This is a genomic window from Streptomyces sp. CB02056 (assembly GCF_001905545.1).
GTDB lineage: Bacteria > Actinomycetota > Actinomycetes > Streptomycetales > Streptomycetaceae > Kitasatospora.
Genome location: NZ_LIPD01000005.1, coordinates 56,524 through 77,871 on the forward strand (window position 1 = coordinate 56,524; position 21,348 = coordinate 77,871).

Consider the following 21,348-nt stretch of genomic DNA (forward strand, 5'->3'; position numbering starts at 1 on the left):
TGCCCGCTGGTCGTGGGGCACTCGTCTACTGCCAATTCTCTGTGACGATACGTCAGTTGATCCGGACGATGGCCCCCTTGAGCACCGCCTCGGCGCCTCCTTCCACGGTGACCGCCGTCGTGCCGCGGACGGTGACCGATCCGCCGCGCACGTCCACCGTGCCGGTGCCCGCGTCCAGGGTGATGCCGGAGGGGGAGAGCCGCACGGTGCTGCCGGCCGCGCCGCCGAGGCCGTGGACGGTCAGCACGATCTCGCCGCGCTGCTGGTCCAGCTTGACCTCCAGCTTGCCGTCGCCGCTCGCCAGCCGGACGCCGGACTTGCCGCCCGGCACGTCCAGCAGCTCCATCCGGTGGCCCGAACGGGACACCACGGAACGGCGGTTGACCTTGCCGGAGCCCGTGTCGACCAGCGGCACGTCGTGCGGGGAGGGCCGGTCCACGCCGTTGTAGAGCCCGCCCAGCACGTACGGGCTGTCCAGGTCGCCCTGCTCGAAGCCGACCAGCACCTCGTCGTTGACCTCGGGGCTGACCACCCCGCCGCCGCCGGCGCCGCCCCACTGCACGGTGCGCACCCAGTCGGAGACGTAGGTGTCGTCCAGCCAGGGGAACTTGAGCTTCACCCAGCCGCGCTGACCGCCGCCCGGCTCCCGGACGTCGGTGACCACGGCGACGGCCAGGCCGGGTATCCGCGGCCCGCGCGGCGGCGCGTTGCCGCCGCTGGTCAGCCCGGCCAGCGAGCGGTCGGGGGCCGCGCTGACCACCACGGTGGTCCGGTAGCCGCGGAACGGTTCGAGCAGGTGGCGCACCCCGGTGGCGGTGTAGCGACCGGAGAAGGCGGCGCCGACGTTGCCCAGGGCGACCGCGGTGCCCGCCCGCAGCCGCGGGTTGCCCTCGGCGACGACCTCCAGCTCGCCGAAGCCGGCCGCCACCGAGGCGGCCAGCGACCGGGCCACCGAGGCGGTCTCCGCCTGGGTGCGGTACGGGGTGTCGGCGACGGTCAGCCGGGCCCGGCCGGGGAAGGCGGAGGTCACCGCCGAGGGGCTCATCCCCGGCTGCACGGTCTGCGACGTCACCGCGGGCTCGGTGGCGACCAGGGCGCTCTTGGTGGTGACGTTCCAGCCGCGCGCCTCGACGGTGTCCGCCCCTCCGGCGCCGGTCAGCACACCGCGCAGCTCCAGCAGGTTGCGCCCGTACTCCAGCACCAGCGGGTTCTGCGGCGCGGGGGTGGAGGGGGCCGGCGCGCCGGAGGCGGGGTCGGGCTTGACGAACTCCAGCTTCCCGTCGTCGTCCACCCGCACCTGGGCACCGCTCTCCTGCGCCAGGAACTGGAGGAACTCCCAGTCCGGGACATTGGCCTGGGAGAGCTGCTGGTGGACGACCGGGAAGGAGTCGACCCGCCCGCAGGTCAGGCCCGCTCCGGAGGCGACCTCGCGGACGATGTCGGCGGTCGTCATGTTCCGGAAGGCCTTCACCCGGCGCCCGCGCATCAGCCGGTGGGTGACGGCCGAGGCCCGCACCACGGTGTACGAGCCCGTGGTGTCCACCTCCAGCTCCAGCGCCGTCACCTCGCCGGTGAACAGCCGCGCCCGGGTGTTCCCCTGGACGGTCACCACGGACACCTTCAGCGGGGTGCCGATGGTGATGCCGGTGGCGGAGAGGAAGGTGTGGTCGGCGTCCCGGAAGGACAGCACGGCGGTGTCGGGCAGGCCGACGCTCTCCTCGATGTCGCAGGAGACCAGCTGGGTCGCCCAGATCGGCGGCAGCGGGCCGGGCGCCTCGACGACGGGGTCGGCGGCGAAGGAGCGGCCGCCGCGGGCCTCGGGCGTGGTCATGGCCGTACCCCCTGCGCGGAGCCGCTCTGGGTGAGCTCCTCGATCCCCGGCACGATCAGCTCGGCGCCCGGGATCAACGCCAGCGGATCGTCGATGTCGTTGGCCTCCGCGATGGTGCGCCAGGCGGTGGCGTCCCCGTAGGCGCGCCAGGCGAGCAGCGGCAGGCTGTCGCCGGCGATCACCCGGTGGGTGCTGCGGGCCTCCGGCGAGCCCGAGGTCGGGTTCTGGCCGGCCGGGTCGACGCTGGCCTCGTCGATGGTGAGCGAGCAGACCGCCCGCAGCGGCTTCCCATCGACGTCGAAGAGCGAGTAGGTGACCGAGAGGCCGGTCAGCACCCCGTTGAACGACGTGGTCTTCAGGGTGCCCCAGTCCAGCCGGATCCACGGGCTGGCCGGGGTCTTGCGCGCCAGGCTGGCCGGGGTGGGCACGCAGGCCGTCATCAGCTGCTCCACCGCCCGCTCCACCGAGTTGTCGTGGGTCGCGGTGGAGTCCAGGAACACGTCGAGGGAGAGCGAGCGCGGACCGCTGCCGACGAACTCGGGCAGCGCGGACTCGCCCGCCATCCGGGACGGGGTGCGCCGCCACTCGGTGGTCTTGCGCAGCACCAGGGTCGCCGGGTTGAACTGGAGCCGGAGCTGCGCGAGCGTGCCGCCGGGCTGCGCGCCGACCGTGGACGGTGGCTCCATGATGGTCAGTTGGGCCCGGGTGACGCTCGCGGGGACCGCTGGGGACATCCTGGTGCTCCTTCCGTGGGTCGGGCCGTCGGGCGGGGGTTGGGTAGGCGGGTGGTCGGGTCAGAAGGGGCGCAGGCCCGCGTGGGCGATCTCCAGGGTCTCCATCGCGGCCTGGGAGTTGGCCGGGTCGAAGGACGGGCCCTCCCAGCGCACCGGGACGATCCCGAGCACCTGCCAGCCGACGATCCGGCTCAGGTCCGGCCGCAGCGCCACGATCTCGCCGTCCTTCGGCTCGACCTTGCGGACGATCTCGGACAGCCAGCGGGCGATCTTCGTCGTATCGGCGGTGACCGCCCGGGTCAGCGTGATGTTCGTCCAGGTGATGCGGCCCGGCAGCTGCCAGGCGAAGCCGTTGTTGCCGCCCTCCGCGTACTGCTCGATCTCGACCTGGGCGCCGAGTCCCGAGCAGGTGGTGAACTCACCCAGGTCGTTGCCGCCGATGGTCAGGCTGAAGAACACACTGGTCGCGAAGATGGTGTCGGTCATCGGTTCGGCTCCCTGCTCCCTTGCTTCCGGTCACGTCGTCGCGGCCTGCTGGCGGCCGTCCGGCTGGTGCGCGTCGTTCTGGTGTGCGTTTCCGGCTCCGCGCTCAGCGGCGCAGGTCGTACGGCTTGCCGCCGCGCTCCCGGCCCCTGCGCAACTCGGTGCGCAGCAGCCGGCCGACCGGTTCGACCAGCCGCCGGGCCAGTTCGTCGAGGTCGGCGGGGTCGGCGGACGACGCGGCGGGCGGTCCGCCGGGGGCGCTCCCCGGGGTGGTCGCGGCGGTCGAGGCGGCCGGGGACGGCGCTGCGCGCTGCACCGTGGTGGGCGTACGCGCCGGTACGGCGGTCAGCGGCACCCCGGTCAGGCCGTTCTGCTCGGCCACCCGCTGCAACAGCCGCGCCGTGGCGGGCGAAGGTGGGGCGGGCGGGGCGGGCGCGGCGTTGGCGGCCCTGGTGGCGGTGGTGGCGTGCCCGGCGGGCAGGGCCCGTGACACGACGAGCGCGGGTGCGCCGGAGGGCCCGGTGGCGGCCGGGACGGCGGGCTGCTGCGCCGGGGACGGCTGCGGGGGCCGGGACGTCGCCGGGAGGCGCTGGACCGGCGCGGCCATCACGGGCCTGAGCCGGACGACCGGCGGGCGTGGGGCGGTCGCCGCCGCCGTCGTGGACGCCGTACCGGGGGCGCCGGGGCTCGGGCGGCCTGCCGACGTCGGCATGGCGGAACGCTGCAACGCCGGGGCGCTCGGGTTCGGGACCACCTCACGGGGTCGGTCGGGCAAGGCGTACGAGGGGTTCGCGGGTCCGGCTGCGGTCGGACCGGTGCCTGCCTGCGCTGACGGGTGCTCCGCGGCCCGGTCCGACGACCGCCGGGAGAACGCGCGTTGCACGGCAGCCACGACCCCGCGCGACGACCCCGCATCGGAGCCGGCCGCTCCCGGGGCGCTGAACCGCGCCGGGGGGCCGAACCTCGCCGGGCCCGCCTGTGGGGCCGACGTCCTGGCGGCGGTGCCGCTGCCGTCCCCGGTGCCCGACGGGCGCCGCACCTGCGCACGCGCGTGCTGCGGAGCACCCGCGGCCGGCGCGGCCGCCGCTCCGCCGTCCGTACGGGAGGCGAGCGCGTTGGGCCAGACGGCCGGGACCACGGGCTTGGCGGGCGCCGTGCCCGCGCCGGTGGGCGCGGAGGTGCCGGTCGCGGGCGGCGCCGGCGGAGTGGCGAGGGCGACCGTCATCCGGCGATCGCCGAGCAACCCGCGCCGCTGGCCGATGAGTTGGACGGCGCGCTGCACGCCCAGACCGCCGGAAGCCGGACGTGCGGGAACCGTCACGGGAACCACCTGGCCGCTGCCACCTGCGGGCGCGGCGCCCGCAGGGCGGGGCCGGGCGCCGGGGACGATCGGCTGCGCGGAGGTACCCGGCCGCCGCTCCGGGCCGCCGCCGGACGGCGAGGCGGCGGCGGTGCCCGTCGTCCCCTGCCGGGTGTCGGAGGCCGCCGGGCGTCCGGCGGCCGGTCCGCGATGGCTGTGTTCCCCCTGCGGGTGCGCACCGTGGGTGCCGGCAGCCGGGCTGGTCGAACCCGCCGATCGTCCGCCATCACCGCTCCGGGACAGGGAGTTGGGCTCCGCCGGGCTGTCGCCGGGCTGCCCGACGGCGCGCTGCACGGGCAGCCCCTCACCGGTCACCGTCGAGGTGACGGCAGGGACGGCCTGGCCTGCCGCCGGAGGCGTGATCCGCTGGACCGGTCGGCGCCCGCCGAGCAAGGGAGCGGCGCCCCCCGCCACGGCGGCCGTCGGCGGCAGCGCGTCGAGCGGCGCGCCCAGGCCCCCGCGCGTCCGGGCAGGGGCCGGGTCGGGCTGGGTCGGCGCTGACGGCGCGAACGCGGACGTCGCACGCTGGACGGACGTGCCCTCGGAGGTCCCGCTCCTGCGGGCAGGGGCCGGGTCGAATTGGGTCGGCGCTGACGGCGCGGGCGCGGACGTGGTGCCCTCGACGGTCCCGCCCCGACGGGTGGAGGCCGGGTCAGGCTGAGCCGACGCGGCACGACCGGGAACCGGTGCTGACGGCGCGGGCGCGGACGTCGCACGCTGGACGGACGCGCCCTCGACGGCCTCGCTCCTGCGGGCGGGGGCCGAACCGGTCTGGGTTGGCGCGGCACGACCGGAAGTCGGCGAGGACGGAACGCGCTGAACAGACGTGCCCTCGGCGGTCCCACCCCTGCGGGCAGGGGCCGAACCGGGTTGAGCCGACGCGGCACGACCCGGGGTCGGCGACGACGAGGGTGCGGGCGCGCCGGTCCCGGACGGCGCGCGCTGGACGGATGCGCTCCCGGCGGACCCACGGTCGGGCCGCACCGGTGCCGAGTTCCCCGACCCGGCGGCCGTACGGGCACGGCGGGCAGGGGTGGTGGCGGCGTCACGGCCCCCGCCGCCGGACGGCCGGGCACCATCGGTCCCGCCCGCCTCGGAGCCGGTGGGCCCCGGGTCAGCGGCGGAGACAACGGGCATGGCCGGCGCACCCGAAGGGGCGTCAACGGCCCGGGGGCCGCCGGTGGCCAGGGGCGAGGCGCTGGCGGGCAGCGCGGTCAGGGGTGCGCCGAGGACCGGGCGGGCGGCCGCGCCACCACCCGACACGGCGGCACGCTGGACCACCCCTTCGCTCCCCGCACTTCGCGCGGGCGCAGCGGCGGCACCCGGCGACGTCCGTACGACAGCCTCGGGGTTCGCGGACGGCCGCGAGCCGTCGGCGGGTGCGGCCGTCGCCTCCGCGAGTGGCGGCGGCGCCTCCGTGGCCCGGCTCGACGGCTCGGCGACGGCATCCCGCCTGCCGACCGCCCCCGGGACGGCCGTCACCGGGCGCACGGGCAGGGCCCGGGGGCGCCGCGCGACGGTCAACGGTGCGCTGACGGAACGCGGACGGACCGGACGCTCGGCCCCGTAGGGACGCGAGGAGGCGGCGCCCGCAGCGGGCGTCACCCCGGCAGGAGCCGACCCACCGGGCGTCCCGGCATCATTCGCCGACACCGCAGGACGAGGCGAACTCCCCCGCACCCCACCGGACTTCGGCTCACCGTGCTCCGCCGAACCGGCTGCCGTGGCCGCAGGCCCCGGCGAACCGCCGTCGGCCTTGCCCGTACGTGCCGGACGTGGCCCCGAGCGCACCGGAAGCCGCCGCAGCCGGACGGACCGCTGGACCGGCCGGGCCTGCCGGGCCGTCGCCGGCTCCCCGCTCTCCACGGGCTCTTCCGCCCCGGACTCCCTCGGGAGGACCGGCACGACGAGCTCGTCCCCGCCCGTGCGGACGGGCGCCGGAGAGCCCGGCCCGGCCACCGCCCGCAGGATGCCGGCCGGCGCGGTCGGGAGGACCGCGTGGCCGAGCGGCCCGCAGAGCGAGGGGTCCTGCCACGCGCTGAGCCGGGACCGGAACCTCAGGCCGTCGCTGACGCCGTGGCCCGGCCCGGCCAGGGTCGGGACCAGCGGCGCGACCGCGCGCCAGCCCCCGTCCCCGGCCGCCGGTCGCCGCTGAACGACCTCGCCCGTACCGCCAGGCGCGCCGTCAGCACCGCTATCGCCGACAGCGGCGTCGCCGCCGCCGCCCCGACGCCGGCCGATCCAGTCCCGAAGCCCCACCCGGCTCACCCGCCTTCGCTGATGCGGGTGTTGAGCCGGGCGATCTCCCTGACCCACTGCCCGCGTTCGCGGTGGGTCAGGTCGAGGATGTCCTCCCGCTGCCAGTGGAAGTGGTACGCGATGTACGCGATCTCCTCGTACAGCCGAGCAGGCGCGTACGTCACGATTCCCCCAGGCGCCCACCGGCGAGGTCGACCTCGAAGGCGCCGTCGCAGTGCGGGCAGGTCACCGCGGCGCGCGTGTGGCCTTCGCTGTTGATCCGCTGGTAGAGGTCCTGGAGGAAGGCCACGTCGGTGGCGTACATCCGCTCGACGATCCCGGCGTGCACGTCGGTGAGGTCGCCGAGCCGGGTGATCACGTGGCTGAGCAGCACCACACTGAGGTAGGCCGGGTTCTCCTTGACCCGCAGGTCGATCTGCGGCATCAGCTCGTCACGGGCGGTGGCCAGGCGCATGGCACCGTGCCGGTGCACGGTGCCGTCGTCGTCCACGTACCCGATCGGCAGCTCGAACTCGAACTCGGTGTGCGGCACCCGCCCCCGGGGCTGCGCCGCCGCCGCTGCCGCCGGGGCCTGCTGCTGCGGCGCGGTGTTCTGAGGGGCCGGAGCCCGTTCCAGCAGCTCCTCCAGGCCGATCTTGCGCCTCACTCGACCGAAATCTCCTCGAACACGATGGTCACGGTCTCGGTGGCGGCGCTGGACTCGCCGGCGCTGAGGGTCGGGCCCTCCCAGCGGCTTGCCCAGGCGTTGAGGAGCTGGATGCGCCGCAGGGTGGCACCGGTGGTGTCCTTGACCTCGATGGTGAGGTTCTGCCGCGCGGTGTTGATCGCCCCGTTGTTGAGGGTCTCCTTGATCCAGTCCGTGAACGCGCCGCTCTTGTCCAGGCCGCGGGTGATGGTCACCTCGCCGGGGAGCCGGGCACCGGGCTGCTTGCGGACGATCAGTTTGCCCTCTTGGGTCACCTGCTTGTACTCGACGACGTCCTGTTCGACCGTCAGGTTGCTGATCTCCTTGACGGACTCGACGTTGTAGCCGCCGAGTTGGACGCCGAATATGTGTGTGGAGAGCGGATCGCCTTCAGCCATGGGTCTGTGTCACCTTCCGATGCGAGGGGTGCCGAGGGTGCCGAGGAGCGGCACGGAGGGGTGGTGCCGACCGAGCCGGCCGGTCATTCGTTGACGAGGCTCGTGCTGTCGGAGAACTGGGACAGCCGGAACACCACGAACTCCGCGGGCTTCACCGGGGAGACGCCGATCTCGCAGATCACCTGGCCGAGGTCGATGGACTCCGGCGGGTTGTTGTCGCGGTCGCACTTGACGTAGAAGGCCTCGGCCGCGGTCTGGCCGAACAGGGCCCCGCGCCGCCACTCCTCGGTGAGGAACGCGGTGATGTTCCGGCGGATGCTGGACCACAGCCGGTCGTCGTTGGGCTCGAAGACCACCCACTGGGTCCCCAGGAGGATGGACTCCTCCAGGTAGTTGAACAGCCGGCGGACGTTCAGGTAGCGCCACGCCGGGTCGGAGGAGAGGGTGCGAGCGCCCCAGATCCGGATGCCGCGCCCGGGGAACGCCCGGACGCAGTTGACGCCGATCGGGTTCAGCAGGTCCTGCTCGCCCTTGCTGAGACGCAGCTCCAGGTCCACCGCGCCGCGGATGACCTCGTTGGCGGGCGCCTTGTGCACGCCACGCTCGGCGTCGCTGCGGGCCCACACCCCGGCGACGTGGCCGCTCGGCGGGACCAGCACGTTGCGGCCGCTCGCCGGGTCGAACACCTTGATCCACGGGTAGTAGAGCGCGGCGTAGCGGGAGTCGAAGCCCGCCTCGTCGTTGCGCCAGGTGCGCATCCGCTGGGCGTTGAGGCCGGGCGGCGGGTCCAGGACGGCGATCCGGTCGCCCATCTGCTCGCAGTGCGACATCACCGCCAGCTGGACGGTGCGCAGGCCCTCGTCGTCGAGGTCGCCGCGCTGGTAGGCGCTCATCAGGTCGGGGACCGCGACCATGGTGATCTCGTCGATCGCCTCCAGGCCGCCGAAGCCGGTCCGGGCGGCGGCGTCGCCGACGTACTCGGCGGGGTCGAGCCGGCCGGCCGGGGCCGCGGCGGGCGCGGGCGCGGCGGCCAGGGCGTGACCGCGGCGCTCGGGGCGGCTCGGCGCGGTGCCGGGCTGTTCGGCGACGGCGACCAGCTTCGACTCGCGCAGCTGGGTGACGACGTAGCCCTTGGTGCTCTTGCGGGTCGAGACGTCGTACGTCTCCACGACCTCGGCGCCCCGGCGCACCAGCAGCCGGAACCGGTCGTCGGGGACGTTCTCGCCCTCCGCGTCGACGACCTCGACGGACACCTCGCCGCCCGCGCCGGGCAGGGCGGAGAAGAGGAAGCCGGCGATCTCGACCGGCGGGGCCGCGGTGACGGCGGGGGCGGCGCCGGGCGTCCGCCGGGCCGGGTCGCCGACCCGCACGACGTAGGCGGAGCCGCCGCCGTTGGCGAAGAAGCCGTACACCGAGTGGGCCAGGTAGGTGCCCTCGGTGAAGCCGCCGAACCGCTGGACGTACTGGTCCCAGTTGGTCACCAGTGTGGGCTCGTGGAAGGGGCCGGTCTCGGCGAAGCCGACGAACGCGGCGACGGCCGTGCCGACGCCCTCGATCGGCCGGGCACCGGACTGGACCTCCTCCACGTACACGCCCGGGGTGAGGTACGACGGCATACGCGCTCCTTCGGCTGGCCCTGCATTTTCGCCGGTCATTCGCCCCCGAGTCTGCTGCCCGGGCGGCACCTGGGGACATGTCCCCAGGTGCCGGACCGGGGGCAATGCCGCTGCCCCCGGCGGACACCGCCGTACGTACCCACCGGCCTCCGCCGCCCCGGAAGTGCTCGGCCGTGCCCGCCGGCCACGCGTGAGGTGCTCAGCCGTGCCCCGCGTCGCCGAGGACGCCCAGCCACGGCCCGAACTCGCTCGCCAGCACCAGCCGGCCGAGCTTGCGGTACTCGCCGACCACCGCGGAGACCAGCTGGGCCATGCCCAGCGGGGCACCCGTCCCGGCGGCCAGGTAGGCCGCGGAGACGGCGCAGGCCCGGATGGAGCCGCCGGTGAGCTCGAAGTTCCGGGCGCAGTAGTCCAGGTCGAGGTCGTCGCCGCGGGGCACCAGCGGTCCCAGGCAGCGGTCCCAGAGCCGGCGCCGCTGCGCCTCGTCCGGGAGCGGGAACTCCGCGATGACGTCCAGCCGGCGGGTGAACGCCTCGTCGAGGTTGGCCCGCAGGTTGGACGTCAGCACCGCGATGCCGTCGAAGGACTCCATCCGCTGGAGCAGGTAGGCCGTCTCGACGTTGGCGTGGCGGTCTCGGGCGTCCTTGACCTCCGAGCGCTTGCCGAACAGCGCGTCGGCCTCGTCGAACAGCAGGACGCCGTTGACCTGCGCGGCCTCGGTGAAGATGCGTTCCAGGTTCTTCTCGGTCTCGCCGATGTACTTGTCCACCACGGTGGCGAGGTCCACCACGTACAGTTCCATGCCGAGTTCGGCGGCGACCACCTCGGCGGACATCGTCTTGCCGGTGCCGGACTCCCCGGCGAACAGGGCGACCACCCCGTTGCCCCGGCCGCCGCCCGGGCGCATCCGCCAGCTCCCGAGCACCTGGTCGCGGTGCCGGGCCCGCAGCACGAGTTCGCGCAGCCGGCCCGCGGTGGGGGCGGGCAGCACCAGGTCGGACCAGCCGACCGCGGGTTCGATCCGGCGGGCGAGCCGGGCCAGGCCCGCGCCGTTCTGCGCCCGCACCGCCGTCCGCAGGTCCTCGGCCCGCACCGGGCGGCGTTCGGCGGCCGCCGTCCGGGCCGCCACCGAGGCCGCGCGCGCCACCTGCTCCTGGTCCAGCCGGTACGCGGCGACGGCCTCGGCCAGGTCCTCGCTCAGCTCGCCGCCCGGCTGCCCGCCCAGCGCCTGGGCCCACTGCCCGGCGCGGTCGTGCTCCTCCGGCGGCGGGACGGTGACCACCACGGGGCTCCGCGCCGCCCAGGCCGGGTCCCAGACCTGGGGGCCGTGCACGACCAGCGGGACGCCGTCGAGTTCCGCGCACAGCTCGCGCAACAGCGCGGCCCGCTCGGGCCGTTCGGGTTCGAGCCGGTCCAGCGGTCCGAGCACCACGCCGCCCCCGCCCAGCCGCGCCTCGCGGGCGAGCACCCGGACGGTGCCCTCCGGCCGGCGGGCGGCGAGCGCGGCGGCGTCGACCACCAGCGGCGGCGGGCCGTCGGCCGCGAGGGCGGCCACCGCGAGCGGGCCGGCGTGCCCGCCCCGGTCCAGCAGGTGCACCAGTCCGCCGTCGGCGGCCAGCGCGCGCAGCCGCTCGTCCGGCCGTTGGAGGCGGGGCCCGGGACCGGCGCGGTGGGCGAGCCCGGCGAGCGCGCCGTCCGGCTCGTCGTCGCCGAGCAGGTGGGCCGTCACCCGGTCGGGGACGCGCAGGGTGCGGGAGAGCAGCGGGCGGTCCGGCTCGGTGATCTCCAGCAGGCCGCCGGCGACCAGCGGGGACCGGGCGGAGAACCGGAAGCGGCCGGCGCCGGCGCCGGGCAGTCCGCACAGGTCGAGGGCCAGGCCGATGGTCGCCCGGCGGCGGGTCAGGTCGTCGTTGAGGTAGCCGTAGAGCTGTTCGAAGCGGGAGTCGAGGTCGGGGGCGAGCGCCACCAGCAGCAGGTCGAGGTCCACCGGGAGCAGGCCGAAGGCGGCGGTGAGCCGCCCGAGCCGGGAGCCGGGCGGCGGCGCGGGCCCGTCGCCGGGGTCCGCGGCGGCGCGGTGCACGGTGGCGGAGGCCGCCAGGATGCGCTCCACCGCGTCCGGGCCGAGGTACTGGCCGCGGTACGGGTCGTCCGGGTCGGGGTCGTCGGCGCGGCGTTCGCGCACCGCGGCGCGGACCCGCTGCTCGACCCGGTGCAGCCGCTCCCAGAGGTGGTCGTGGCCGGGCGGCGCACCGTCGACCGCCTCGTCCAGGTCGACACTCACAGCGTCCTGCCCCTCGTCCAGGTCCACGCTCATCGCGCCCTGCCCCTAGGCCGGCGGCCGGGCGGCAGCCCGCGGTCGCGGGGCGCGGCGAAGCCGTCCGGTCCGGGGTCGGTGGCGTCCTGGTAGCGCAGCCGGCGGCCCGGGCCGTCGGCGGGCGGCGGGCCCGCCGGGGTGGTGTCGCCGGCACGCAGCACCAGCCCCTCGGTGACGGGCGGTCCGGCCGGGGTGCGTCCGCCGGGCAGCGGGGCGAGCACCCGCAGGTCGACGGAGGGCCGCAGCTCCCCGCCGAGCGAGGACCAGACGTCGGACACCGACGGCAGGCCGGTGTCGCGTCCCGCGATGTCCAGTCCGACGGTCAGTCCGAGTTCGGCGAGCGTGCCGGTGAGCAGCCGGGCGGGCAGCGTGTCGGTGGCGGTCAGGCACTGCAGCACCTCGGCGAGCAGCCGGTGCTCGTCCTGCGGCCGGTTGGTCCAGGCGGTGACCAGGTAGGCCAGCTCGAACCAGCGGGGCGCGGGGCGGTGGCCGGTCACCAGGCCGTCCGCGTCGTGCTCCGCGACGGTGCCGGCCTGTCGGCGGCCGGTGTCCTCGCGGAGCCCGTACAGGAAGACGCTGACGGTGGGGGCGTTGCGCCGGGCGGCGAAGTCCCGGGTGGGGGCGTCGAAGACGACTTCGATGCCTCGTTCGGGCAGCCCGGTCTCGGCGAGCAGCTGCCGCAGCGCCTCGTCGACCTCGTGGATCACCGGCGCTCCACCTCCCCGGGCGGGCCGATGCTGCCCTCGACGACGAGGAAGGGGCAGGTCACCGGGGAGAATCCGGGGCCTTCGGCGGTGATGGTGCGCGGCCCGGTCTCGTCCTTGGGGAGGATGAGCAGCTGGCCGGCGAAGGTCCCGTCGCCCTTCGGGCGGGTGGGGGCGGCCTCGGCGGTGATGCCGGGCTGCCAGGTGAACCGGACGGGTGCGCCGGGCGGGAAGTCCACGCCGCGCACCGAGGTGACGAAGCCGGGCTTGCCGATCGGCGGCACCGCGACGATGCGGGGCTGGAGGATGCGCAGCGGGGTGCCGGCCCGGTGCGGTCCGGGGGTGGCGTCGGTGCCGGTGGTGGTGAGCTCGGCGGTGATGGTGGTGTCCAGCGCCGCGACGGGTGAGAGCACCACCCGGACGACCGCGCTGCGGCCCGGGGCCAGGTCGCTCACCGTGCAGGTGCCGTTGCGGCAGCCGGGGGGCAGGGCCCCGGTGGGCACGCCGGCGGGCAGGCCGAGGGTGAGGCGCAGTCCGGTGGCGCGGGCCTGGCCGGTGTTGCGCACGGTGTAGCTGACGGTCACGCGGCCGCCGACGTAGCCGGGGTTGGGCTGGGCGCCGACGGTGATGTCGGGGCCGGCCTGCGGCGGCGGGGCCGGGGCGGGCGCCGGGGGCGGCGGCGGTGCGGGGCTGGGTGTGGCGGTCGGGGTGGGTGTGGGCGTCGGGGTCGGTGTGGGTGTCGGGGTGGGCGTCGCGGTCGGCGAGGGGGTCGGGGTCGGGCTCGGCGAGGGGGTCGACGGTTCCAGCACCGGTAGGAAGGTCCGGGCGGAGTCGTCGTCGGGGTACGGGTCGACGACCGTCCCGGTGACGGTCCAGCCGAAGTCCGGGACGCCGGGTTGGGTGCCGACCAGGGTGGCCTTGATCCGGACCACCTGGCGCGGGGTCAGGGTGCCGAGTTCGCAGCGCAGGGCGGCCGCGTCGCACGTCCCGGTCGGGGTGGTCAGCTTGTCGAGCCGGGCACCGGTCGGCACCGAGACGGTGAGGGCGGTGCCGGGTGAGGGCGCGGGGCCCTTGTTGGTGACGGTGACGGTCACCTCGGTACTGCCGTCGACGGGGACGGCCGGGGTCCGCTCGGGCACGCTGACCGCCAGGTCGACGGACTGCTGGACGGCCGGCTCCTTCTGGCGGCCCGGCAGCCGCCAGTCGAGTTCGGTGAGCTTCGCGCTGGCGAAGTCGTAGACCTTGAGCCCCTCCGGTGAGTTCGGCGGCGCGGCGCGGCGGGAGGTCAGGACCAGCTGCGCGCTGTTCGCCGTCCAGGCGACGTCGCGGGGCTGGAAGGGCCCAGTGGTGGGGCGGTCGGGCAGCGGCCGGGTGCAGGCGCCCTGGCCGAGCCCGGTGGGCACGACCACCGTGCAGTCCTCGCCGGTCGGCGAGGTGACGACGATGCCGTCCTGCTGGTTGTTCCCGCCGTCACCGGCCTTGCGGTTGAAGGCGATGCGGCGGCCGTCGGGGGCGAAGGCGGGGCTGTCGTCGATGACGTCGCAGCTGCCCGGGCAGGCCGTCCGGCTGAGGTCGGTCTGCCGGGTGAGGTCGTCGGCGGTGACGGTCCAGACGTGCAGGTTGCCGGCGTTCCCGTTGACCACCGCGGTCCGGGAGAAGGCGATCAGCTTGCCGTCGGGGGACCAGAACGGCTGGCCGTCGGAGGCGCCCTGCTGGCCGGCCGGCGGCTGGACGGTGCCGACGATCTTCCCGGTGGCGACCTCGGCGACCAGCACCCGCCCGGGCCGGGCCGGGTCCTGGCCGGTGGCCGGGGTGCTGCGGCTGAACACGATCAGCCGGCCGTCCGGGGAGATCGACGGGTCGGTGTCGCGGTCGTTCGGGCCGCGTCCGGCGAGGTTCATCGGCTGCGGGTCGGCGCCGTCGCCGTCGGCGGTCCAGATCCGCTGGATCCGCCCGGCCGGGCCGTCCTCGTAGCGGGTGACCACGATCCGGCGGCCGTCGGGCGTGTAGGTCTGGCGCTCGTACCAGGGGTCGAAGCCGGGGCGGGGATGGAACAGCGGGTCGGCGCCCGGGTCGGTGCTGGTGTTGTCGGCGGCGGCCGGGTCCTCGCGGAGCACGCTGATGCCGAGGTCGCGCGGGTCGGAGCCGTCGGGGAGGACGTCCTCGACGTCGGCGACGTTGGCGCCGGAGGCGCTGGTCTGCTCGACGACGGGGCCGCCCTCGGTCTGGGTGCCCAGCCAGGTCGGCGTGGCGATCAGCCGGTTGGCGCGGTAGAGCACCTTCGGCGCTTCGCAGTTGCAGGTCAGCGCCCGGTAGAGGTTCACCACCGGCGGCCGGGACGGGTCGGGCTGCGGGGTCGGGTCGTTGGGGTCGAGCAGGTCGGCGCTGAGGAAGAGCACCCCGCTGCCGTCGGCCAGCCAGCCGGCCGAGCCGGTCTTCCAGGTGGAGCCGGTGCCGGGGAAGAAGGCCTTCTCTCCGCCGGTGGGCGAGGTGAGGACCAGGGTGCGGCCCTGGGCGCCCTCGTCCCGGGTGTAGACGATCTCGTTGCGGTGGGCGTCGTCGTTCACCGGGTTCCAGGCCGGGTCCACGGCGTCCCCGCTGGTCACGCTGGTGACCTTGACGGGCGCGCCGCCCTCGAACGGCCGCAGGTAGATCTGACGGTGCGACGGTTCGCCGTCGCAGGAGTACGCGATCCACTTGCCGTCGGGCGAGACCGTCGGGTGGGTCTCGTCGGCCGCGCCCTCGGTGATCCGGCGCAGCCCGCTGCCGTCCCGGTTGACGGCCCACAGGACGTGCCGGGTGCCGCCGTCGCCGGGCCGGGGCTCCAGGGCCTCGAAGACGACGCCCTTGCCGTCGGGGGCGAGCGCGGGGTGGGCGGTGTCCATGCCGGTGGTGAGGCGGTGCACCGCGCCGGCCGCGTCGCGCAGGTACACCTGGGGCAGCGGGCCGTCCCGCAGGCTGGTGAAGACGAGTTCGCCGCCGCGGGCGGACGGGTCCCGGTCGAAGTGGATCGGGCCGGGCCCGAACAACGGGGCGCTGTCCGTCATGCCGGTCACCCGGCCGAGGCCGCGGTGGTCGGTGCCGGCGAAGACGATCCGCCCGGCCGCCGGGTCGACCGCGGCCGCCGGGGCCGCGGCGGCGCCCTGCCCGCCGGGGGCGGCGCCGGCCAGGGTCACCAGGGCCGTCGCGAGCGCGAGCAGCGCCGCGAGGGCGGCCCGGGCCGGCCGCCGGGCGGAGCGGGGAGTGGCGGTGGCGCCGATCACGGCTCGACCTCACAGGTTGCAGGGGCGGTCTCCCCCGCAGTCTCCCGGGCCCGGGTGCCCGGGGACAGAGCCCGGGCACCCTTGGCGGGGGAAGCACCTCCTGTCCCCAAAGGGCAGACCGCCGGCGCCGTGCACGGGAAGTCGGCCGGGCCGACTTCCCGTGCGGGCCTCCGCCGCCGGCCTAAAGTGCGGCGAGGTGGTCGACCAGGTCGTCGAGGCCGAGCGAGCCCAGCGACAGCGCCTTCATGTGCCAGGCCTTGAGGTCGAACGCCGCGCCCTGCCGGCGGCGGGCGGCTTCCCGCCCCTCCAGCCAGGCGCGCTCGCCGAGCTTGTAGCCGATGGCCTGCCCGGGCCAGCCGAGGTAGCGGGCGATCTCACTGCCGCGCATGTCGGCGGGGCTGCCGTTGTAGGTGGCCATGAACTCGGTGGCGAGCTCCGGGGTCCAGCGCTCGCCGGGGTGGAAGCCCGAGTCGGCGGGGATCGGCAGGCCCAGGTGCATGCCGATGTCGATGATCACCCGGATGGTGCGCAGCATCTGCTCGTCGAGGAAGCCGAGGCGGTGGGCGGGGTCGGTGAGGAAGCCCAGGTCGTCCATGAGGCGCTCGGCGTACAGGGCCCAGCCCTCGACGTTGGCGCTGACCATGCCCAGCGTGCTCTGGTAGCGGCTCAGCCGGTCGGCGACGGCGACCCACTGGGCGAGCTGAAGGTGGTGGCCGGGGACGCCCTCGTGGTACCAGATGCTGACGAGCTGCCAGGTCGGGAACGCGTCCCGGCCGAGCGTGGGCAGGTAGGTGCGGCCGGGCCGGCTGAAGTCCAGGCTGGGGCCGGAGTAGTACGGTGCCGCGGCGCTTCCGGCGGGGGCGATCCGGGACTCCACCTTCCGCACCGGTCCGGAGATGTCGAAGTGGGTGCCGTCGAGGGCCTCGATCGCCCCGTCCATGATCTGCTGCAGCCAGTCGCGGATCCCCTCCTCGCCCGCGACCCGGTGGCCGTGCCGCTCCAGGTGGTCCATGGCGTCGAGGGCGCCGGCCCCGGGCAGCACGCGCCCCGCCTCGGCCCGCATCTCGGCGGCCGTCCGGTGGAACTCGCTCCAGGCCCAGGCGTAGGCCTCGTCCAGGTCGACGTCGGCGCCGGTGTGGTGGCGTACGGCGAGCCGGTAGCGGTCCCGGCCGACGGCGTCCGGGGTGTCGGCGGTGGCGGGGGCGTAGCTGTCGCGCAGCCAGCTGCGGAACCCGGCGACGGCGGCGGTGGCCTGGCCGGCGGCCGCGTCCAGGTCGCCGCGCAGCCGGTCGGGGCCGGGGGCGACGAAGTCGGCGAACCACCCGGCTCCGGTGCCCGCCCGCTGGTCGGTGGCCTCACCGGTCCAGGCGGTGAGCTGGTCGATCACCACGGCCGCCTGGCGGGGCGCGGCGAACAGGCCCCGGGCCATCCCCTCGGTGAGCGTCGCCCGGTAGCCGTCGAGCGCGGCGGGCACGTTGCGCAGCCGTCCGGCCACGGCCGCCCAGTCGTCGTCGGTGACGGTCGGCATGTAGGTGAAGATCTCCCGCACGTGGTGCACGTGCGCGCCGATGTTGCGCAACTGGCGGAAGTTCTCGCCCGCGTCGTGCAGGGCGAGTTCGGCGGTGAGGCGCTCCCGCAGCAGCCGGGCGCAGGCCCGGTCGGCGGGGTCCTCGGTGACGGGTGCGGTGTCGAGCGTACGGAGGGTGCGCCGGGCGATGTCGGCGAGTGCCTCGAACCCTTCCGGGGAGAGGTCCGGCTGCCGTTCGTCGCCGGGGTGCAGGCCCAACCAGGCGGCCTCCAGCGGGTCGTGTGCGGCCACCTGGTCGAGGTGGTGGTCGGCGATGGTGCGCGGGGTGATCTTTTCATCTGCCATGCGGCCATCCTGGCGCACCGTCAGAACACACCGCCGCCCGGGTGTCAGGGCCTCAGCAGCCCGCCCACCCACCAGTCGTGCGGCTGGCCGTCGTTGGCGTAGTCACGGTTGCGCAGGGTCCCCTCGACGGTGAAGCCGAGCTTCTCGGCGACGGCACGCGAGCCGGTGTTCCCGACCATGGCCCACCACTCGATGCGGTGCACGTCGATCGTGGCCCAGCCCCAGTCGCACAGGGCCCGGGCGGCCTCCACCGAGTACCCGCGTCCGCGCTGCTCCTTGACCGCCCAGTAGCCGAGCTCCCAGACGCCGCGCCGCCTGAGGCTCAGGCCGTACAGGCCGGCCAGGGCTCCGGTGTCCTTGCGGAACGCGCCGAGGGTGTAGTCCTTGTCCTCCGCCCACTGGGCGGGCAGCCGCTCGCCGACCAGGTGCTCCGCGTCCGCACGCCGGTAGGGCACCGGCACCGGGGTGAAGAACTGGATGTCCTTGTCCTGGCAGGCCTCGTACACCGCGTCCACGTCGGCGGGCGTGAAGGCCCGGAGCAGCAGACGGTCGGTCTCAAGCGTCACTGGATCCATCGCGGCAGTATGACCACCGTCGGCAAGCGGCGGCCAGTGATTTTCCCGACCGGGCACCGCCCCTCACCGCGCCCGGGCCGGTCGACGGCCTCAGCCCGTGGGCATGCCGATCTGGTCGCGTTCCAGGGCGGAACGCAGCTCCGCGAGGGCCTGCGCGGCGGCCGCCACGGGGGACGTCTTGAGCGCGTCCGCGGTCAGCTCGGCCAGGCGCTCGGTGAAGGTCCCTTCCGCCGCGTCGACCAACTGACGGCCGTCGTCGGTCAGTTCCAGCAGTGACGACCGGCGGTCCGAGGGGTTCGGCACGCGGGCGACCCAGCCCTGCCGCTCCAGGCGGTCGACGCCCTTGCTGGTGGACCCGATGCCGACGGCGAACTCGGCCGCCAGGTCCGCCACCCGCGCCCGGGGGTGGTCGCGGAGGTGGCGCAGGAACTCGAACTGGGACGTGACGATCCCGTGCCGCTCGCGGAGACGGTCGTTGAGGGCGTTGTACAGGCGCGTCTCGCATCGGACGAGGTCGGCGAAGAAGCTCGGGAGGTCGACCGTCTCGCCGGTCACTTTAGATGCCATGGCATATAGTCTACGTTAGATGCCTCGGCATATAGTGCCGAAGAAGCCACTTGCGACAGGAGCAGCCACCATGAGCAAGGAACAGCGCGCACAGGTCGACGCGATGCTGCGGCAGCCCCGGCCCGACGGCCCCCAGTCGGTCGAGGAGATCCGGGTCGGATTCGAAGCGCTGATGGCCCGGATGATCGTCCCGGACGGCCTTCGCACCACGCGGACGACGCTCGGCGACCGACCGGCGCTGTACGTCGAGCCGGGCGACGAGCTGGGCGAGGGGACACGCACCGGGACGATCCTGTACTTCCACGGCGGCGGCTGGGTGTCCGGCTCCCCCGAGACGGCGATGTCGCTGACGGGGAACCTCGTGGCCAGGACCGGGTTCAGGGCGTACTCGCTGGACTACCGGCTCGCCCCCGAGCACCCGTTCCCGGCCGGGATCGAGGACGCGCTGGGCGCCTACCGCGCCCTCCTCGACAGCGGCGAGGACCCTGCCGGCATCGCGTTCGCCGGGGACTCCGCCGGGGGCGGCCTCAGCGTCACCACCTGCCTCGCCGCCCGCGACGCCGGCCTCCCGCTGCCCGCCGCGATCGTGGCCTTCTCCCCCGGCCTCGACGCCACCAGGACGGGCGAGAGCATGGACACCAAGGCGGGCATCGACCCGATCTTCACCCGCGAGAACCTGGAACACACCGGGGCCATGTACCTGGCGGGAGCCGACCCGCACCAGCCCCTGCTCAGCCCCGCCGTCCTCGCCGACCTGACGGGCTTCCCGCCGATGCTCCTCCAGGCGGGCACCAACGAACTGCTCCTGGATGACTCCACCCGTATGGCCGCCCGCGCCCGCGCGGCCGGAGTGGACGTGGTCCTCGACATCACCGCCGACGTACCCCACGTGTTCCAGTCCTTCGCCGGCGTGCTCGACGAGGCCGACCGGGCTCTGGACCGCGCGGCCCTCTTCCTTGCACAGCACGTCCGGAAGTCCGGCACCGCGGCCGGGTCGGCCCGGTAGAGCTCGGAGCCCTCCGGTCCGTACGGTCGCGACCCGGCCCGGCCGTCATGGTTGTGAAGGTTCTCGGCCTCCGTGTCATACGGGCAACCATGCGACCTGTGACTCCGTCCCCGGTCTCGGCCGGATGGCGCAGCTTCGGATCCTCACAGTTGTGACAGATCCTCGCGATCGCGGTGCCGCCTCTCGATGCGGTCGACCGGCGCCCTCAGGGCGGGTGAGGTCAGTTCCAGGTTGCGGTTGTCGCGCCCGGCGAGCATGTGGTCGAGCCAGCGTTCGTACCAGGCCAGGAAGTCCGTGGCCGACGAGACGTTGGGGCCCCAGAAGCCGTCAGCGTTTCCGGTGACGACGCGGCCCGCCAGGGGACCTGTGATGCCGAGAAGCACCAGGTCGGAGCACCCCGCCTCGATGATGTGCAGGAACAGGTCACTTCGGTGAGACGGGCCGCCGGCAAACGTGAACCCCCGAGGGCGGCCGGGCTCCCCGTGAGGGTCCATCGTGAAGAGCCGACATGACTGCAAAGGCAGCAGGCCATAGAAAGGCGATGCCCCGCCCCCGCCCAGCATGGTCAGGAACTGGCACAGGATCCGAGAACCTACCGGCTGGGCCTCACGACAACTGGACGACCGGCATTCCGAGTTCAACCCGAGCAGCACCATGCGCAGGAAGTCGGCCGGGCCTACTTCCTGCACGCACGCCCATGCCGCCCGGCGGGTCCGGCCGGGCGGCGTGGGCGGGTCGGGCTTCAGGCCACCGGTTGGCGGTCTCGGCCAGGGCTGGGAGTTGCGGCGCGTTCATCCGGGCGGTGGGGCATCCGCAGGACGGCGACCGCGCCGCGGCCGACGACGGCGATGGCGAGGAGCAGGAGAAGGGGAAGGGCGAGGTCGATCAGGAGTCGCACGGGGCCTCGGTCCTGTCGTAGTGCCGGAGGATCGCGAGGAGGTTGAGCACGGTACTGGCGGGAGCCGTGCCGAAGCGGACCGAGACGCGGCCGTCGACCCCGACGTGGTCCGTGGCCGCGCCGGGCCAGAGGAGGCCGAACTTGCGGCCCCGCTCCTGGAGTTCGTCGAGCAGGGAGGCGACCTCCGGCTCGGTGTAGGTGCGCATGATCGCGTCGGCCGGCCCGGTCGGGCGGCGGTGGTCGGCGGTCACGCGGCGGCGTCCAGCTCGAACCAGACGGATTTGCCCGATTTGCGGGACTCCGTGCCGAAGCGGTCGGTGAGCGAGCGGACGAGACGCAGGCCCCGGCCGGAGACGGCGAGGAGGTCGGAGCCGTCCCGCCGGATCGGGACGATGGGGCTGCCGTCGCTGACCGAGACCCGGAGCACGTGGTCGAGCAGCGCGATGACGACGAGCGGCGCCGCACTGCCGCCGTGGCGCCAGGCATTGACGAACAGTTCGAGGAGCGCGACCTCGGCATCGGCGACCAGGTCGGCGTCCCACCCGGCGCGCGCCGTGAGCTCGCGCAACTCTTCGCGCGCGGCCGACCAGTCAGGGGGGAGTCCAAGGGGAGACACGAAGAAACCTCCATGGGAGTCGAGAGATGACTCCGAGCGACCGATGATCAGTCAGGGGAGTCGACCCGGAGTGCGATCGCGACGTGTGCACACGACGAAGCATCCAGCAATTGCTGTCAGTGTGCAGCCCGTCACACACAGCATGGGGCCAGGCGTCTGTGTTTGG

18 protein-coding genes are annotated in these 21,348 nt (G+C 74.9%); 1 reads left to right on the plus strand and 17 read right to left on the minus strand.

Annotated features, from left to right (window positions below; translation table 11 throughout):
* Positions 1-52: 52 nt before the first annotated feature.
* From AMK13_RS15525 to AMK13_RS15585, 14 genes are all read right to left on the minus strand, one after another.
* The gene (locus tag AMK13_RS15525; RefSeq protein ID WP_074002700.1) at positions 53-1,831 is read right to left on the minus strand and encodes a VgrG-related protein; all 1,779 of its coding nucleotides are present in this window, start codon (positions 1,829-1,831) and stop codon (positions 53-55) included.
* Complete coding sequence (locus AMK13_RS15530) at positions 1,828-2,565, minus strand: CIS tube protein (RefSeq protein WP_049657627.1); 738 nt, start codon at positions 2,563-2,565, stop codon at positions 1,828-1,830. Before AMK13_RS15530 ends, AMK13_RS15525 begins: the two co-directional genes overlap by 4 nt.
* A gap of 60 nt (positions 2,566-2,625) precedes the next feature.
* Positions 2,626-3,051 (minus strand): phage tail protein, encoded by a 426-nt coding sequence (locus tag AMK13_RS15535; RefSeq protein WP_049657629.1) that lies wholly within the window; start codon positions 3,049-3,051, stop codon positions 2,626-2,628.
* Positions 3,052-3,154: 103 nt separating this feature from the next.
* Positions 3,155-3,760, minus strand: coding sequence for a hypothetical protein (locus AMK13_RS42860; RefSeq protein WP_143204545.1), 606 nt, complete (start codon positions 3,758-3,760; stop codon positions 3,155-3,157).
* Between the two features lie 2,912 nt (positions 3,761-6,672).
* Positions 6,673-6,831, minus strand: a complete 159-nt coding sequence (locus AMK13_RS44065; protein ID WP_181970396.1) for a DUF6760 family protein — start codon at positions 6,829-6,831, stop codon at positions 6,673-6,675.
* Positions 6,828-7,313 carry a hypothetical protein gene (locus AMK13_RS15545; RefSeq protein WP_074002702.1) on the minus strand — a complete coding sequence of 162 codons (486 nt, stop codon included), beginning with the start codon at positions 7,311-7,313 and terminating at the stop codon, positions 6,828-6,830. The genes AMK13_RS44065 and AMK13_RS15545 overlap by 4 nt, the downstream gene beginning before the upstream one ends.
* Positions 7,310-7,750, minus strand: a complete 441-nt coding sequence (locus tag AMK13_RS15550; RefSeq protein WP_049660364.1) for a phage tail protein — start codon at positions 7,748-7,750, stop codon at positions 7,310-7,312. Before AMK13_RS15550 ends, AMK13_RS15545 begins: the two co-directional genes overlap by 4 nt.
* A gap of 83 nt (positions 7,751-7,833) precedes the next feature.
* Positions 7,834-9,366, minus strand: a complete 1,533-nt coding sequence (locus tag AMK13_RS15555) for a phage tail sheath family protein (RefSeq protein ID WP_074002703.1) — start codon at positions 9,364-9,366, stop codon at positions 7,834-7,836.
* 199 nt (positions 9,367-9,565) lie between these two features.
* Positions 9,566-11,680, minus strand: a complete 2,115-nt coding sequence (locus AMK13_RS15560; RefSeq protein ID WP_079272160.1) for an ATP-binding protein — start codon at positions 11,678-11,680, stop codon at positions 9,566-9,568.
* Positions 11,677-12,387, minus strand: a complete 711-nt coding sequence (locus tag AMK13_RS15565) for a DUF4255 domain-containing protein (protein ID WP_074002704.1) — start codon at positions 12,385-12,387, stop codon at positions 11,677-11,679. Before AMK13_RS15565 ends, AMK13_RS15560 begins: the two co-directional genes overlap by 4 nt.
* Positions 12,384-15,644: a DUF11 domain-containing protein gene (locus AMK13_RS15570; protein ID WP_074002939.1), complete on the minus strand. Its 3,261-nt coding sequence runs from the start codon at positions 15,642-15,644 to the stop codon at positions 12,384-12,386. Before AMK13_RS15570 ends, AMK13_RS15565 begins: the two co-directional genes overlap by 4 nt.
* A 184-nt stretch (positions 15,645-15,828) precedes the next feature.
* Positions 15,829-17,520 (minus strand): DUF885 domain-containing protein, encoded by a 1,692-nt coding sequence (locus tag AMK13_RS15575; protein WP_074002705.1) that lies wholly within the window; start codon positions 17,518-17,520, stop codon positions 15,829-15,831.
* Positions 17,521-17,564: 44 nt separating this feature from the next.
* Positions 17,565-18,095: a GNAT family N-acetyltransferase gene (locus tag AMK13_RS15580; RefSeq protein WP_074002706.1), complete on the minus strand. Its 531-nt coding sequence runs from the start codon at positions 18,093-18,095 to the stop codon at positions 17,565-17,567.
* A gap of 90 nt (positions 18,096-18,185) precedes the next feature.
* Positions 18,186-18,662: a MarR family winged helix-turn-helix transcriptional regulator gene (locus tag AMK13_RS15585; RefSeq protein ID WP_074002707.1), complete on the minus strand. Its 477-nt coding sequence runs from the start codon at positions 18,660-18,662 to the stop codon at positions 18,186-18,188.
* 70 nt (positions 18,663-18,732) lie between these two features.
* On the opposite strand from AMK13_RS15585, the gene AMK13_RS15590 reads away from it, so the two are divergent.
* A complete protein-coding gene (locus AMK13_RS15590; protein WP_074002708.1) occupies positions 18,733-19,668 on the plus strand; it encodes an alpha/beta hydrolase in 936 nt (311 codons plus the stop codon).
* Positions 19,669-19,811: 143 nt separating this feature from the next.
* Here AMK13_RS15590 and AMK13_RS15595 read toward each other — a convergent pair whose 3' ends face one another.
* From AMK13_RS15595 to AMK13_RS15610, 3 genes are all read right to left on the minus strand, one after another.
* On the minus strand, positions 19,812-20,357 hold the full coding sequence (locus AMK13_RS15595) for a hypothetical protein (RefSeq protein ID WP_198959357.1): 546 nt from the start codon (positions 20,355-20,357) through the stop codon (positions 19,812-19,814).
* 196 nt (positions 20,358-20,553) lie between these two features.
* Positions 20,554-20,817 (minus strand): hypothetical protein, encoded by a 264-nt coding sequence (locus AMK13_RS15605; protein ID WP_074002710.1) that lies wholly within the window; start codon positions 20,815-20,817, stop codon positions 20,554-20,556.
* The gene (locus AMK13_RS15610) at positions 20,814-21,182 is read right to left on the minus strand and encodes an ATP-binding protein (RefSeq protein ID WP_074002711.1); all 369 of its coding nucleotides are present in this window, start codon (positions 21,180-21,182) and stop codon (positions 20,814-20,816) included. Before AMK13_RS15610 ends, AMK13_RS15605 begins: the two co-directional genes overlap by 4 nt.
* Between the last annotated feature and the right edge of the window lie 166 nt (positions 21,183-21,348).

Excerpts from the sequence above, each read along its gene's own strand:
- AMK13_RS15585 (WP_074002707.1), bottom strand. The coding sequence starts at position 18,662 with ATGGCATCTAAAGTGACCGGCGAGACGGTCGACCTCCCGAGCTTCTTC.
- AMK13_RS15580 (WP_074002706.1), bottom strand. The coding sequence starts at position 18,095 with ATGGATCCAGTGACGCTTGAGACCGACCGTCTGCTGCTCCGGGCCTTC.
- AMK13_RS15555 (WP_074002703.1), bottom strand. The coding sequence starts at position 9,366 with ATGCCGTCGTACCTCACCCCGGGCGTGTACGTGGAGGAGGTCCAGTCC.
- AMK13_RS15560 (WP_079272160.1), bottom strand. The coding sequence starts at position 11,680 with ATGAGCGTGGACCTGGACGAGGGGCAGGACGCTGTGAGTGTCGACCTG.
- AMK13_RS15525 (WP_074002700.1), bottom strand. The coding sequence starts at position 1,831 with ATGACCACGCCCGAGGCCCGCGGCGGCCGCTCCTTCGCCGCCGACCCC.
- AMK13_RS15535 (WP_049657629.1), bottom strand. The coding sequence starts at position 3,051 with ATGACCGACACCATCTTCGCGACCAGTGTGTTCTTCAGCCTGACCATC.
- AMK13_RS15530 (WP_049657627.1), bottom strand. The coding sequence starts at position 2,565 with ATGTCCCCAGCGGTCCCCGCGAGCGTCACCCGGGCCCAACTGACCATC.
- AMK13_RS15550 (WP_049660364.1), bottom strand. The coding sequence starts at position 7,750 with ATGGCTGAAGGCGATCCGCTCTCCACACACATATTCGGCGTCCAACTC.
- AMK13_RS42860 (WP_143204545.1), bottom strand. The coding sequence starts at position 3,760 with ATGCCGACGTCGGCAGGCCGCCCGAGCCCCGGCGCCCCCGGTACGGCG.
- AMK13_RS15575 (WP_074002705.1), bottom strand. The coding sequence starts at position 17,520 with ATGGCAGATGAAAAGATCACCCCGCGCACCATCGCCGACCACCACCTC.
- AMK13_RS15590 (WP_074002708.1), top strand. The coding sequence starts at position 18,733 with ATGAGCAAGGAACAGCGCGCACAGGTCGACGCGATGCTGCGGCAGCCC.